The 13,135-nt window shown below is 33.5% G+C and carries 15 protein-coding genes and 1 pseudogene; 9 read left to right on the top strand and 7 right to left on the bottom strand.

The window, feature by feature from the left end; translation table 11 throughout:
* Positions 1-159: 159 nt before the first annotated feature.
* On the top strand, positions 160-465 hold the full coding sequence (locus ACIGHG_RS08635) for a hypothetical protein (RefSeq protein ID WP_336474704.1): 306 nt from the start codon (positions 160-162) through the stop codon (positions 463-465).
* 483 nt (positions 466-948) lie between these two features.
* The gene (locus ACIGHG_RS08630) at positions 949-1,683 is read left to right on the top strand and encodes a MerR family transcriptional regulator (RefSeq protein ID WP_396548094.1); all 735 of its coding nucleotides are present in this window, start codon (positions 949-951) and stop codon (positions 1,681-1,683) included.
* A 129-nt stretch (positions 1,684-1,812) separates the two neighbouring features.
* Here ACIGHG_RS08630 and ACIGHG_RS08625 read toward each other — a convergent pair whose 3' ends face one another.
* The 4 genes from ACIGHG_RS08625 to ACIGHG_RS08610 all read right to left on the bottom strand — a co-directional run bounded on the left by ACIGHG_RS08625 (position 1,813) and on the right by ACIGHG_RS08610 (position 4,114).
* Positions 1,813-2,151 carry a hypothetical protein gene (locus tag ACIGHG_RS08625; RefSeq protein WP_396548092.1) on the bottom strand — a complete coding sequence of 113 codons (339 nt, stop codon included), beginning with the start codon at positions 2,149-2,151 and terminating at the stop codon, positions 1,813-1,815.
* Between the two features lie 306 nt (positions 2,152-2,457).
* Complete coding sequence (locus ACIGHG_RS08620; protein ID WP_396548090.1) at positions 2,458-2,805, bottom strand: hypothetical protein; 348 nt, start codon at positions 2,803-2,805, stop codon at positions 2,458-2,460.
* Between the two features lie 192 nt (positions 2,806-2,997).
* Complete coding sequence (locus tag ACIGHG_RS08615; RefSeq protein WP_396548088.1) at positions 2,998-3,519, bottom strand: transposase; 522 nt, start codon at positions 3,517-3,519, stop codon at positions 2,998-3,000.
* Between the two features lie 40 nt (positions 3,520-3,559).
* Positions 3,560-4,114 (bottom strand): GNAT family N-acetyltransferase, encoded by a 555-nt coding sequence (locus ACIGHG_RS08610; protein ID WP_396548086.1) that lies wholly within the window; start codon positions 4,112-4,114, stop codon positions 3,560-3,562.
* Positions 4,115-4,754: 640 nt separating this feature from the next.
* Here ACIGHG_RS08610 and ACIGHG_RS08605 point away from each other — a divergent pair.
* The 6 genes from ACIGHG_RS08605 to ACIGHG_RS08580 all read left to right on the top strand — a co-directional run bounded on the left by ACIGHG_RS08605 (position 4,755) and on the right by ACIGHG_RS08580 (position 8,796).
* Positions 4,755-5,291 (top strand): DinB family protein, encoded by a 537-nt coding sequence (locus tag ACIGHG_RS08605; RefSeq protein ID WP_336474090.1) that lies wholly within the window; start codon positions 4,755-4,757, stop codon positions 5,289-5,291.
* A 248-nt stretch (positions 5,292-5,539) separates the two neighbouring features.
* Positions 5,540-6,592, top strand: coding sequence for a metallophosphoesterase (locus ACIGHG_RS08600; protein WP_336474097.1), 1,053 nt, complete (start codon positions 5,540-5,542; stop codon positions 6,590-6,592).
* A gap of 139 nt (positions 6,593-6,731) precedes the next feature.
* Complete coding sequence (locus ACIGHG_RS08595; protein ID WP_336474089.1) at positions 6,732-7,295, top strand: MarR family winged helix-turn-helix transcriptional regulator; 564 nt, start codon at positions 6,732-6,734, stop codon at positions 7,293-7,295.
* A complete protein-coding gene (locus ACIGHG_RS08590; RefSeq protein WP_090912593.1) occupies positions 7,295-7,591 on the top strand; it encodes a hypothetical protein in 297 nt (98 codons plus the stop codon). Before ACIGHG_RS08595 ends, ACIGHG_RS08590 begins: the two co-directional genes overlap by 1 nt.
* A 131-nt stretch (positions 7,592-7,722) precedes the next feature.
* Entirely contained in the window at positions 7,723-8,355 is a 633-nt protein-coding gene (locus ACIGHG_RS08585; protein WP_396548084.1) for a YdbC family protein, read from the top strand.
* 33 nt (positions 8,356-8,388) lie between these two features.
* The gene (locus tag ACIGHG_RS08580; protein ID WP_396548082.1) at positions 8,389-8,796 is read left to right on the top strand and encodes an NUDIX hydrolase; all 408 of its coding nucleotides are present in this window, start codon (positions 8,389-8,391) and stop codon (positions 8,794-8,796) included.
* A gap of 59 nt (positions 8,797-8,855) precedes the next feature.
* Here the strand turns inward: ACIGHG_RS08580 and ACIGHG_RS08575 are convergent, their stop codons facing one another.
* Entirely contained in the window at positions 8,856-10,556 is a 1,701-nt protein-coding gene (locus ACIGHG_RS08575) for a pyruvate oxidase (RefSeq protein WP_396548080.1), read from the bottom strand.
* Positions 10,557-10,638: 82 nt separating this feature from the next.
* On the bottom strand, positions 10,639-11,376 hold the full coding sequence (locus ACIGHG_RS08570) for a ZIP family metal transporter (protein WP_396548078.1): 738 nt from the start codon (positions 11,374-11,376) through the stop codon (positions 10,639-10,641).
* Between the two features lie 679 nt (positions 11,377-12,055).
* On the opposite strand from ACIGHG_RS08570, the gene ACIGHG_RS08565 reads away from it, so the two are divergent.
* Positions 12,056-12,376, top strand: a complete 321-nt coding sequence (locus ACIGHG_RS08565; RefSeq protein ID WP_396548076.1) for a hypothetical protein — start codon at positions 12,056-12,058, stop codon at positions 12,374-12,376.
* A gap of 517 nt (positions 12,377-12,893) precedes the next feature.
* Here ACIGHG_RS08565 and ACIGHG_RS08560 read toward each other — a convergent pair.
* A pseudogene (locus tag ACIGHG_RS08560) lies at positions 12,894-13,135 on the bottom strand (VanZ family protein); the annotation flags it as partial.

The raw sequence follows: 13,135 nt of genomic DNA, 5'->3' as shown, positions 1-13,135 counted from the left end.
GCCTATTCCACCATTGATTTCTGATACTATTAAATATCTTTATATTGTTCAGTTTTGGACTCTGCAAAATTGCAGGGTCTTTTTTTATGTAAAGGATTTACTGTATATTGATGTTGATCTGGTTTATGATACATATTTTACAAAAGGGAGGAATGTCAAATGGAATCAGTAAATATTAGTGGGAATATTTATTATATTGAATGTATTCCGTTCGAAGACAAGAGTGAGAAGGACGAGGAGGGGTACTACGAATATTATTACAAAGGAGTCAATATACTGTTTCACTCTGGTAAAGAAATAATAACAGCTAGAATTTATGATGGAGAAGAAGAAATGTCTTTTTCAAGGAATCCAATTCTTGCTTTTGGTGAAGATTTTGAAGCGATAAAAGCACATATAATTAAAAAATTCGGTGTGAATAGATTTAAATTCCTAGGTGGAGAAAAGGGTTATACGGAATTATAGTCAACATCATTTTTTAACTTGGTCCGAGTAAAAGATGTTCTATACTAGCTTCACATGATTACGAAGGTGTTGAAGTTGTTTCGTAATCATAAGATATGTTATGTGTAATAAGATGAAAAGCCACTTTCAATAACTTATTCACACATGCAATGGATGCAATTTTGTATCGTAAAATAAAATATTTTGCGTAAATGACTATTTATCGCTGGGTTATTCTTTATAAGTTTAAGTGTTTTCGTTCTTTTTAATGGTGTCCCTATAAAATTAAATGTTAAATTAATTCTTCCTTTAGAGTAGTGATCTTCCTCAAGCAATGTATTGATATAGTGCTGGATATGCATAGTTGTACTCTCTTGCATTCTCAAATGTCCAATACGTGGTTATATCCAATGCAATTAAATAAATCGTGTAAATAAATTTCTAAAAAAATCTTGACTCTAACCTTAGGTAATACTTCATAGTTAATTTTGAAAGGAGGAAATAATGAAATTTACAGTTAAAAATTTATCAGCTATAGCAGGCGTTTCCATCAAGACTCTTTACCACTATCATAAAGTTGGTTTGCTTATTCCTAATGAGATTGGTGAAACAGGCTATCGGTATTATGGTGTAGAAGAATTAAATAGATTACAGGAAATTCTTTTTTATAAAGAGTTGGATATCTCGTTGTTAGAAATTAAAAATTTGTTAGACGAAGAATCAAATAGGAGCGGTACTTTAGAAAAACAGATGATGCTTTTTGAAAAGAAAATTGAGAAGTATCATCAGCTAATTGAAACAATAAAAGTATCTTTAGAATATACAAAGAAAGGTGAGAATATGGACAATAAACTAATGTTTAAAGGATTTGAAACAGAGGAAGAATGGAAAAATGCTCTTGAAAAGCAAAAAACACATTTAAAAGAAAAATATAATTTTGACATTAATACTGATTCCATTAATGTGAATGATATGAATAAGATGGCTATTGAAGCAAAAAATTTCATAGATAGAATGGCTGAATTTTTAAGAAATGGAGTTAAGTATGACGATTCGAGTGTACATGATGTCGTTAAACAGCATCTCAAGTTTTTAAATAAAAACGGTCATACAATTAGCAAAGAAGATTACGTGAATCAAACAAAGTTTTTCCTTCAAGATGATTTTCATAGAGAGATGTTAGAAAAACAGCAAATCGGATTATCATATTATTTACTAGCCGTTGCAGAAAATTTATAAATACTTTTTAAGACAGCAGGAATAGTGCCCTTGCTGTCTTTTTTGCGGATAACTCTTTATCAAAATATAGAAATTAAAATGTAAATTCGACTCATATCACATTGAATCGGATTTAACAAATACCTTACACTAGTTGGAATCACGGTTTTGTAAGTAATTCTCATACTCTTCTAACCATACTAATATTAAGTTCTTTAATTCAATTGTTTCAATTCTGCAAGTGTACTCTTCATCATCTGCATAACGATGTGTAATCGTAGTGAAATCTGGTTTAACTTCCAAATCACAAGAGTTTCCACCAAAATTTGCACAATCAATTTCTTTATTCAAAACTTTATCAAGTTCTTCTATCCACTCTTTACCATGAACATCAGATCCTAAAAACTCACCAACTAAAGCGATTTCTTCAGGTAAGTTAATAAGCAATATATCAAAAGGTCCTTTACTAAATTCATAGCTATATTTCATAGTTATATATTCTCCTATTAATAAATTGGAAATGCTGATATAATCCTACCAGTTGATTTATCAAGAAACATTTGGATTTGCATTCCGTTTGCCGCTTTAACGATATATGTATTTCTAGTTCCTTTTACAAATTGAGCGTTTAAATTATAGCTGGTGAAAAATACCGGCTATTTTTATTAGGGGCGGAGAAGGTTTTCGGGATTTTGGTTCGCCAGGTGTCCGAAAAATCCGTGCTATAGATAGTAGGTGGTATGTAAAGTAATAAATAAGGTTGACTTCATGCAGAAGTCAGCCTTTTAAATTATTTTACTCCTGTGTTTTCTCTTTTTTAAACTCTTTTTGTTTGTCCAGCCAAATATTAATTAAATGTACTAATTCAACCGTTTCTATCTCACAAAATTCACCTTTACCATCTTCAGCTAAATTGTCTAAGACAGTAGTTGTATCTCTTCGAATTTCTAAACCACAAATGTTGCCATTTACTTCTCCATAATCTTTTTCCCCGTTTAAAACACTATGTATCTCTTCTAAAATCCAATCTCCAAATGCAGAAACTTCAACATATAAAAAGGTTCCAACAAGTTTAATTTCCTTTGGTACCCTCATGATTAATATTTCATCATCAAGCAATTCAAAAGTATATTTATATTTCATTTCTATTATACTCCCTTATATTAAAAATAGAATTATTGAATAGATTGTCACATAAAACTGACGAGTAGATAGTAAGGAAAGCACACAAGTCGGGCTTAAGGAAAAAGAACACATATCATCAATGTTTAATATGTGTTCTTTTTTAGTTTTTACATTTGTGAATAGTAGCAGTAGAGTAGCTTATATTTAACGTTAATCAAAGCTATTTTTAGGCAGAAGAGAAATAATATTAAATACTAATGCAAGCAGAAAAATTGGTAGTAGTACATATAGCGTTACCTTAGTTATGTATGAGTCATAATGAAAAAGGTACCAAATCATAGGCATGTCCGAATAAGAAACTTTTAAAACTGCCACGGTATTTTCACCGCTTGTTTCGTTTCGAGTTGTGCCTATAACTTTTCCGTATACAGTAAAATCCCCTATGTACGCTGGATCAGCAACATGCCGGAACGGGGTGTTGCCCTTTAATTCAATGTCTCTAGAATCTACATTCGGATATGTATTTTTCACTTTTTCTTTTAGTATGGCTAAATCACTTTCACTAATTTTTTGAGGTGCTCCTGTAGTAGCTTGTGCGTATACGTGTAATTTTATATCATCTCTTTGAATGGCAGTCCTACCTACTATTCTATTCGGAGAAAATATGAGAAATATAATATGAAGGATAAAAAACATTATAAACACTCTAGAGCATTTTTGTAACTTATTCAAATTGCATCTCTCCGTAAAAAATAGTGGGATTAAGTAAAATTCATTTAGGGAAATATAACGATTGGAATTCGTCTTTCGTAATTCCAAAATAGATTTCGTCATAGAATGCGCCATTTGTATACATCATATTTCTTAAGCGGCCTTCCTCTACAAACTGAAGTTTTCGATGAAGGTTGATAGAAGCGGTATTAAATGAATATATTTGAACGGTTGCTTTTTGATATCTAAGCTCGAAGAAGTAATGTTTTAGTATAGTTATAATCATATCTTGCGCGTATCCTTTCCCTCTATGAGAAGGGAATACAGATATACCGTAATCAAATGTTCCATTTTTAGAATCGCAATTCGCAACGTCAATTGTACCGATTATGTTCTTATTGTGATCTTCAGCAATCCAATAAAAATCATCACAGTCAGTAGAAGAACCCTTTGATATGTCGGCTATCCACTCTTCGATTTGTTCTTTCGTTCGTGGGAAAGCAATTGAATCGAGGTTTTTAAGTATTTCATCATCTAAGCATTCGAATAAATGAATGTCTTCTTTTTGAGGTGCCCTTAGCCGTACTTTTTTACCGCTCCAATAGGATACTTTCATTATCTTCATCTCTTTCTAGTTATATTATTAAGTAAAATTATAACATTAGTGTAGTTTTTTGTATATTAAACACAAATTGTTAAATTTTTTTGTTTGAGAAATTATTTGCTTTTCTGTCGAAAGAGTAAGAATAGGGGGGATATGCCTTTCATAAATGTTACTAAATTCTAATCGCTTTACTTTATTGAAAGCATCATCCAGTAGATGAAATAAAAAGCAAAAGGACCTGTGTCCGAAACAGGTCCTTTCGCTAGATAATGAAACTCGTTAGGAGCTCACTTATTATGGTAGCAGCTGATAATCGAGCAGTCTATAGGTTAAGGGTTGAGAAAGTTTTTTCGTAGGGTGGCTGATTTTCAAGATTAGAAGAGAAGAAAGTAAAATGTTCTCTATAAATCTATTTTAATTTTTCCACATATAAGTCGCTGCTATGCAGAATAAAACATGATCGCTATTTGCTCCTTTTGTTTTAAACTTTGCATGTGGCAAAAAAAAAGGCCCTGACCGTTTCTATGCATGACCAGATGCTCTCGCCCGTCTAAAAAGAAAAGCATTTTAACATCATTGTTTTAGAATTGTAATTTTTCGGATTAATATGATAATATTTTATGATAAAGATAAAATAAAAAGGATGGTAAACATGCAAAAGAGACCAGAAGCAAATGAATATAACCCGTACTATTCAACATACATAAACTTAGTACCAGAGGGAGATATCATACATATTTTAGAAGAGCAAATGAAAGAGACGAACCTCTTATTGAAGGATATTTCTGATAGTGAAGGACATTTTCGATACGCTCCTAATAAATGGAGTATAAAAGAGGTAATCGGTCATATTGCGGATACTGAACGTATTATGGCATATCGACTTCTTTCTATAGCGAGAGGCGAAACGGCACCGCTTCCTGGATACAATGATGATATGTATGTTCTTAGAGCAGCATTTGATAAGCAATCTATGCAAAACCTTCTGGCGAACTTAACAATTGTTCGCCAATCTACTGTGCATTTACTTAAAAGTTTAGATGAAGAAGCTTGGTTACAAAGAGGTTTTGCGAATAACTCTGAAGTTACTGTTCGAGCATTGGCATGCATTACTGCTGGTCATGAACTCCATCATCGTCAAATTATAAAAGAACGTTATTTGAGTTCTGCTGCTTATTCATCCAATTGAAATATGAAATAAAAAAAGAGATTGATTCGTAAAAATTATGAATCAGTCTCTTTTTGTTTTGCGGCGTATGAGTGGAATTATAAAAATTTTTGTGTCAAAATAAAATTGTCAATGGTTTGAATGGATATTTATTTTATTTCGTGTATGATGTAAACATTCGTAAATAAAACATATAAAAGAGGAGGCATACTTTGAAAACGAAAAGTGTAGTAAATATTTTTATTTTATTTACTCTATATACGCTGTTAATGATTTACATTGGCTGGAACGGCTGGGTTTGGATTCATACGACTTTTCATATTCAATCTTGGGGATATTATGCGATTCTAGTTGGACTATTATCATACGCATATATTCTAGATCGATTGATGAAATTTACTTCACCACTTAGAACAATTGGTTCTTATTGGTTTGCGGTTATACAATATGCAGTTATACTATTACCGATAGCGGATGTAACAGTGTTTATTTTAAATTGGTTATCGTTTCCGAAAGAGCAATCTATTTTTTGGATTGGAACGATTGTTCTCATTACTTTTGTGTTTATTTTTGCATATGGAACATTTAATGCGTATAGTCCAGTCGTACGAAAATACGAGATTCATCTACCTAAAAAAGTTAGCAGTCGTAAAGCACTTCGAATCGCGATGGCTTCAGATATGCATTTTGGTAAGCTATCTGGCATGTCTCATCTTAAAAGATTGGTTCATCATGTAAATAATATGAAACCGGATATTATACTTTTACCAGGAGATATTATTGACGATCATCCAGAATATTTTATAAAAAAGAATATGGGACAAGTGATGAAACAAATGCATGCTCCTCTTGGTGTATATGGTGTGTTAGGAAATCATGAATATTACGGCGGAGCGATTCCTGAATTTTTACAAGAGATGAATAAAATTGATGTAAATATATTATTAGATGAAGTAGTGAAAATTGAAGATTGGTTTTATATTGTAGGGAGAAAAGATAAGACGGACCGAGATCGTAAAAGTTTCGAGGAATTAATGAGCAATGTAGATAAGAGTCTTCCTGTCATTGCAATGGATCATCAGCCATTTGAGTTAAAGCAAGCTGAAGCAGCAGGTGTTGATGTATTATTGTCTGGACATACGCATAGAGGACAAATGGCACCGAACCATATCATTACTAGAAGAATGTATGAATTAGATTGGGGATATGTACAGAGAGATTTATTTCATGCGATTGTTTCTTCTGGATTTGGTTTTTGGGGACCACCGTTAAGACTTGGCAGCCGGTCAGAGATAATTGAAATAGAACTTACATTTGATTAAGTAGCAAGGGGGAGATACCTTTGCTGCTTTTTATTTATTAAGTAAAGTAACTTAAAGTAGTCACCATGTTGACATGTTTTTTGGAAACGTGGTATTCTGTATTCGTCAACATGGTGACTAATATAGGGAGGAGCTACATATGGATATTAATCTCATAATGAAAGAACTGCATGCGATGCAGCAAAGTTACGCAACTTTATTTTCGGTTGTCAATAAGGTGCAAACTCGTGGGGATGAGTATTTAGAGATATTAACTTCCCGGCAACATATGGCTTTAATTGCTATTGCGCATTTGCCAATTGAAAGCACCACCCTTATTAATATTGCGAAAAAGCTAGGTACAACAAAGCAAACCGCTAATAAGTTGATTACAAGTCTTGTGAAAAAAGGGTATGTTAAAACTGTGCCGAGTAAAATAGATAAACGTTCGATCAATATGGAAATTACTCCTGAAGGAAAAAAAGCGTTAATTGCTTGTTCAGAAAAATCGACTTATTTTTTAGCAGATATGTTTCATAATTTTACAACTGATGAAATTGAAATGTTTTGGAGATTATTACAGAAACTGTATCGCTTCGATGGGGAAGAACAAGATGGTTTTGAAGAAAAAGCTAATCTTGAGGTGGATGAGCATGTACTGATAAATAATCAAGAAAAAATATTGGCTGAGTTTTCAAGACGTCGATATGGGGGGATGGAATGATGAGTAAAGTTTATTTGAGTAATGTCTTTTATGAGAAAGCAAAAGAGACTGAAAATAAGATGAAAGAAAAAATCTATGATGTAAAGAATACAGTCCAGCAATCTATTTCTCAAGCAAAAGCCAAGTTTCACCGTAACAAGAAACGAAACCAGATAGGTAATTGTGTATCGATTGCTATTGCACTACTTATTATGGCAGCTTCTTGGTTGACCGCAACAAATTGGCTATTTTGGATAGGGGTAGTAAGTATTTTAAGTAATGCCTTATTGTTTAGTATTAGCTTTATTAAAAGATAATGTAACGAGTAAAATGTATTTCCTTTTGTAATGTTATTTTTCCTAAAATTTTGATATTTCTATCAAACCCTTTTAAAATAAAAGTATATAGTTATATTGAAGTTTTAGCGGGAAATAAGGGGGAAATATGTATGCTAATTAAATCTATTATTTGTAAAGTTAGCGACGAAAAAAAGGAATTATTTTCAGCTGCTCAAGAACAATGGAGCGAGTTGAAGGCATTAGACGGTTTTTACGGACAAATCGGGGGATGGGATGAATCAGAGGCTTGTATAGTGAGTTTATGGGAAAATATGAAAATGTATCAAAGCTTTATGAATGAATCACACGATAAGGTTTTTTATGATAGCGATCAACAAAACACGTATACATCGTGTAAAACAGAATTATATCAATCTTTATTTGACATAACGGAGACTTCATTTTTAGACGCATTAGCACACAGTTCCTTTTTACGAATAGCAATTTGTGATGTGAAACAAGAGAGTGAAAAGCAATTTTTACATATGCAAGAAACGGTTTGGAACCCAGGAATAGCGAGAGCAGAAGGAATGATGGGCGGCGTTGTTGGAAGATCGCTTTCTTCTAATCGTTACATTGTTTTGTCACTATGGAAAGATGCAGCAGCTCACAATCAGTATGTGAAAGAAATATTTCCGCAATTACTACATACAGCAAACCCATCTCAGCAAGTGTTGCATATGGAAGGGAAGCAGACAACATTTGTTAGTTCTTGGTCTGTATTACCTGTTCATTGTATGTAGAATGTTAGCAATTTGTCTAAAGGAGGAGTAGGCATGCCTTATCCGAAACATATTATAAGTGCTGCCACAGTCGTGTTAAATGATAAAAATGAAATTTTACTTTTAAAAAGTCCAAAGCGGGGCTGGGAAATTCCTGGTGGTCAAGTGGAAGAAGGTGAGGCCATTCCTGTAGGTGCTATTCGAGAAGCGAAAGAAGAAACAGGAATTGATATTGAAATTGTGAAATATTGCGGAGTATATCAAAATGTTTCACAGTGTATTTGTAATCATTTGTTTGTCGGTAAGCCAATCGGAGGACAGTTTACCACAAGTAGTGAAAGCTTAGAAGTTGGTTATTTTTCAATTGAAGAAGCGCTGCAAATGGTAACGTGGAAAAATTTCAAAGAGCGCATTTTATATTGTTTAGATGAAAGCAGTCAGCCATTTATGGTAACTTTTTAAGATAATCAAGGATAAGACAGGGGTTATTAAAGTATACCTACTGTCTTATCCTTTTGTTCTTATAAAGGGGGTAAATCAATTTTTCCTTCTTCAAATAGTACTTTCAGCATGTGCCTTGTATAGCCGGCTGCTTGGGCAAACGTAATTTTTGCAGGCATTGGAGCTTCGTTGACATCAACGAGAACGTCGATAATACATGGTCTGTTTTGCTTTACAGCTTGTTCAAAAGCAGGCATCAATTCTTCGAGCTTTTCAACACGGTAACCAACTCCGCCGCAAATTTCAGCGTATTTCGCGAAATTTGGATTGGTAAGTTCTGTACCAAACTCGATATTCCCCATTACTTCTTGTTCAAATTTAATCATGGCGATTTTATGGTTATTTAATACGACTACAATAATTGGGAGTTTATATTTTACAGCTGTTATAAAGTCGTTCATCGTCATTCCAAATCCACCATCTCCGCAAATTGCGAAAACTTGTTTATTCGGGTAAGCAATCTGTCCAGCAATTGCTCCGGGAAGACCGCAGCCAAGTGTTGCTAACCAGCTTGATAAAATAAAACGTTGATTTGTCATACGAAAATGACGTGCTGTCCAAACCGTTACATTACCTACATCTACTGATAAAATAGCATCATCATGCGCAACTTGCTGCAGTGCGTGCATGACTCTTTGAGGTTTAATTGGAACAGAAGTGTCGTTTTCTTGATTATGCAGTCTTTCTTCCCATTTCCTCATTAATTCTTGATGGTGTTGTAAAAATGAGTGATCCGTATGTTTTTCGATATTTTGCGTGAGCCATTTTAAAGTTTTTGCGGCATCACCAGCAAGTCCGATATCTGTTGGATAACGTTTGCCAATTTGTGCTGGATCTGTGTCGATATGAAGCGTTTTGGCCTTTTCTGGTAAGAAACCTGTGAATGGGTAAGAGGTACCTACCATAATTAACGTATCCGCATTATGCATTGCTTCATATGCAGGTTTTGTCCCAATTAAACCTAATCCTCCAATGCAAAGAGGATGCTCATCTGGAATCACTCCTTTAGCCGGAAGTGTTAATACAATTGGTGCTCCAATATGCTCGGCAAAAGCAAGTAAAGGTTCTTTCGCATCTCTTGCGCCTTTTCCTGCTAGAATAACGGGTTTTTTTGCTTCATTTAATGCAGATGTTGCTTTTTCTAAATCATGCTGCCTAGGGAATAACTCCGGCATTGTAAAAGCAGGTGTTGTAATTCGTGCTTTTGCATCTACTTCAAATTTTTGAATGTCATCTGGAATGGTAAGAACGGATACTCCTTTTTTGGTATAAGCCATGCGAATTGCTTGATTTACAACAGCGGGAAGTTGTTCCGCTGACATGATTCGCTGGTTATAAACAGCGACATCATCAAACATTCTTTCTAAATTTATTTCTTGAAAAAAACCAGTTCCAATTAAATCTGACTCAATTTGACCAGTAATAGCAAGGACAGGTGCTTGATCTAATTTGGCATCGTACAATCCATTGAGTAAATGTATGGCACCTGGCCCGGCGATTGCCATACATACGCCGAGTTTTCCAGTTAATTTTGCATAAGAAGCAGCTGCTAAAGCGCCAGCTTCTTCGTGGCGAACTTGAATAAATTTAATTTTATCTTGCGTTTTACGAAGCGGCTCGATAATAGAATTAATGGAATCACCAGGCATGCCATATATGTGATCGACGCCCCATTCGATCAATAAATCAATCAGTACCTCACCAGCAGTTTTTTGAAACATGGAATTTCCTCCTTACATACTGAGATACTATTATGTTTTGGAGAAAAAGGTGAAATATACAAATGGTAAGAGAAGTTCTTTTTTAATGATGACTTATAAAGGGGATAAAAATGATAATAAGTAAACATCCAACAAAAGTCCAAGAAAGAAAAGAGAGTAGTGATAAGTTCTTTTTAGCTTTCCAAAGCATTTCATGGACTGTTACATATCCTAAAGAACCGATAGCACTTCCCATTATTAATCCTGGTAAATGAATAGCTTTGCTGTTAATTACCATACCAAAGGCAGTGCTTAAACCAAGAGTAATTGATAGTAAGAAAATTATTAAGATAAAAGATAGATATTGATGCCGTGTAAATAAGAAAGAGATAATTAAGGTGAGGCCTTCAGGAATATGGTGAATAATAATAGCTAGTAAGAAAGAAAGGGTGGCTTCATGTTGCGCTGTAAAAGCAGTACCTAACGCAAAGCCGCTAGGTAGATTGTGAATAAAAATTGCAAAGGAAAGAAATAAAAAAGTTTGCTGTGCCGGCTGATTGTTATTATGTAACATAACATGATGACAGTAGTAGTCCATTAAACGCATTATTAAAATTCCAGAGGCAATGCCGAGAAGGGGACCGATTATTTCATAACTTGAAAATGTTTCTGGAATGATTTCTATTAGTAATAATCCAAGTAGAATACCTCCGCAAAGTGCATATAAGCGAAATGTTTGTTTTTCCATTATACGTCTAGTCGCAAGACCAACAATTCCGCCTAATAACAACCCGCTAAATGAATAAAACGTAACAATTATGGGGAGCAAAAGTTGTTCCATAAAATCACACTCCATTTTTATCTCGCAATTTTAAACAGTAAGATTCTTATCTGAAGATTATAGAAAAGAAAATAGGTGAGATCTAGTTGTTGGCACAGTACTTGATTGTTTCAATCAATAATTAGCGATGAAAAGAAAAGCTTAATGATGAAAAAACTCTCCACTGATGGAAGTTTCACTTTATAACAACTTATTATGATCAAGAAGAGGTTAGTCCCAATTAATTGAAAAAGGGGAGTTTTTTTATAGATTTGGAGTAAGGGGTAGCACGCACATTTTAACCTTTTTATACGCTAAGAGATTCTCAAAACTCAATATTGCCCATTTCAATTGAGACTTTGATTTGAGATAAGTTTTAAGACGTACTTTCAGCTATTTTCCGCCTATTTTAAGTTTAATTTCATTTGTCTCAAATACCCTCGTTTTTGAGATTGGATGAATCGCTTAGAGTAATAAAATCAACGTTTTTTATGTCGAATTTTGCTTAGCGTATATTTTCGTTAAAATGTGAGCGGTACGCCTACATGGAAAACAAGTAAATTACATTAATAAGAGGAACCAAAAATATTCATTTTAATGGCAACAATAAATGATGTTCTATTTTTAATAGGGAAGCAAACATTTCAAATTATTACGTAAAGGGATGCTGTTGAATGGAAGAAAAAACAGTTCAAGTGTTATGAAAAAAATTGTATCTAAAAGTGTAGAGATATTAAAAGAGTACGAAAAACCGTTAAAAGAATATGGGTTACCGTTAGTTCGATTAGGGTTAAAAATGGCAATCCAAAAGAAGTTTAGAAACAAGAAGAACAAGAGCGTAGTTGAGACAATTGTAGATGCAGGGATAGACATCGCAAGTACAAATATTCCCAAACCGGATGAACAAAAGAAAAGAGGAGGCTGGACTTACAAGAACGAGCACTGGGTACGAGATTATTATAAGAAAGACGGAACACATGTTAGAGGTTATTTTAGGGGCGGAAAAAAGGATGAGTTGTAACTTTGAAATAAAGTTTCATTAAATTGACGATTTTAACCTTTATATAAGAGCAAGTATAAAGAGCATGTTTTGAAAAAAGATTAATCAAAACATGCTCTTATTTAATGTGATCGATTAACTTCTTTATAAAGGGGTTCGACCGAGATACGTGTATTAACTATACTAAATAAAACCATAGTCCTTATAGTTCTTTAAGTAAGGTTTATGTTTTTTATTTATCTTTAAATAAAGTATAAATATATTGATTTTTCAAAGTATTAAAATTTTTTTAAGTTAGTTGAAGATTAAGAAAGGCTATTTTTTAGCCTTTTTATTCATCGGGTATCGCCACATCGCTATCAAGCTAAGAAATACAAATACCTCCAAAATGAAATTTTTTCTCACTAGATATATTTATGAGAATTAAGTTCATTTTTTCGTTTTTGAGAACAACCAATTTTTTAAGTTGATGGAGATGCGGCTGTACCCCATATTTATTGAAAACATTGCAAAGAAAGCCCCTTAGAATGTTGGTTCTTTACTCCCACCAATGCTTCATTTCACTGAATCTAACGTCCCATAGTTTAGCATTTCCGGAAACGATAATCGTAATTTCGCTTATTTTGTTATCAGATGCTAAGTTTAAAGGTTCTACGTTAGGATATTGTTCAATATGAGCTATTTTTTTTCCATCTAGCAGTATAGTGATTTCACCCTTGTCTGGAATGCTAAAATAAGAGTAGAACATCACCTCTTTCTTGTTCTCCAAGATGTAAGTAT

Origin of the sequence: Bacillus sp. NPDC077411 (assembly GCF_044543425.1) — a bacterium.
GTDB lineage: Bacteria > Bacillota > Bacilli > Bacillales > Bacillaceae_G > Bacillus_A > Bacillus_A bruguierae.
This window is presented reverse-complemented; position numbering and strand designations above follow the sequence as displayed.

Excerpts from the sequence above, each read along its gene's own strand:
- ACIGHG_RS08635 (WP_336474704.1), top strand. The coding sequence starts at position 160 with ATGGAATCAGTAAATATTAGTGGGAATATTTATTATATTGAATGTATT.
- ACIGHG_RS08630 (WP_396548094.1), top strand. The coding sequence starts at position 949 with ATGAAATTTACAGTTAAAAATTTATCAGCTATAGCAGGCGTTTCCATC.
- ACIGHG_RS08625 (WP_396548092.1), bottom strand. The coding sequence starts at position 2,151 with ATGAAATATAGCTATGAATTTAGTAAAGGACCTTTTGATATATTGCTT.
- ACIGHG_RS08620 (WP_396548090.1), bottom strand. The coding sequence starts at position 2,805 with ATGAAATATAAATATACTTTTGAATTGCTTGATGATGAAATATTAATC.
- ACIGHG_RS08610 (WP_396548086.1), bottom strand. The coding sequence starts at position 4,114 with ATGAAAGTATCCTATTGGAGCGGTAAAAAAGTACGGCTAAGGGCACCT.
- ACIGHG_RS08605 (WP_336474090.1), top strand. The coding sequence starts at position 4,755 with ATGCAAAAGAGACCAGAAGCAAATGAATATAACCCGTACTATTCAACA.
- ACIGHG_RS08600 (WP_336474097.1), top strand. The coding sequence starts at position 5,540 with ATGATTTACATTGGCTGGAACGGCTGGGTTTGGATTCATACGACTTTT.
- ACIGHG_RS08595 (WP_336474089.1), top strand. The coding sequence starts at position 6,732 with ATGGATATTAATCTCATAATGAAAGAACTGCATGCGATGCAGCAAAGT.
- ACIGHG_RS08590 (WP_090912593.1), top strand. The coding sequence starts at position 7,295 with ATGAGTAAAGTTTATTTGAGTAATGTCTTTTATGAGAAAGCAAAAGAG.
- ACIGHG_RS08585 (WP_396548084.1), top strand. The coding sequence starts at position 7,723 with ATGCTAATTAAATCTATTATTTGTAAAGTTAGCGACGAAAAAAAGGAA.
- ACIGHG_RS08580 (WP_396548082.1), top strand. The coding sequence starts at position 8,389 with ATGCCTTATCCGAAACATATTATAAGTGCTGCCACAGTCGTGTTAAAT.
- ACIGHG_RS08575 (WP_396548080.1), bottom strand. The coding sequence starts at position 10,556 with ATGTTTCAAAAAACTGCTGGTGAGGTACTGATTGATTTATTGATCGAA.
- ACIGHG_RS08570 (WP_396548078.1), bottom strand. The coding sequence starts at position 11,376 with ATGGAACAACTTTTGCTCCCCATAATTGTTACGTTTTATTCATTTAGC.
- ACIGHG_RS08565 (WP_396548076.1), top strand. The coding sequence starts at position 12,056 with ATGAAAAAAATTGTATCTAAAAGTGTAGAGATATTAAAAGAGTACGAA.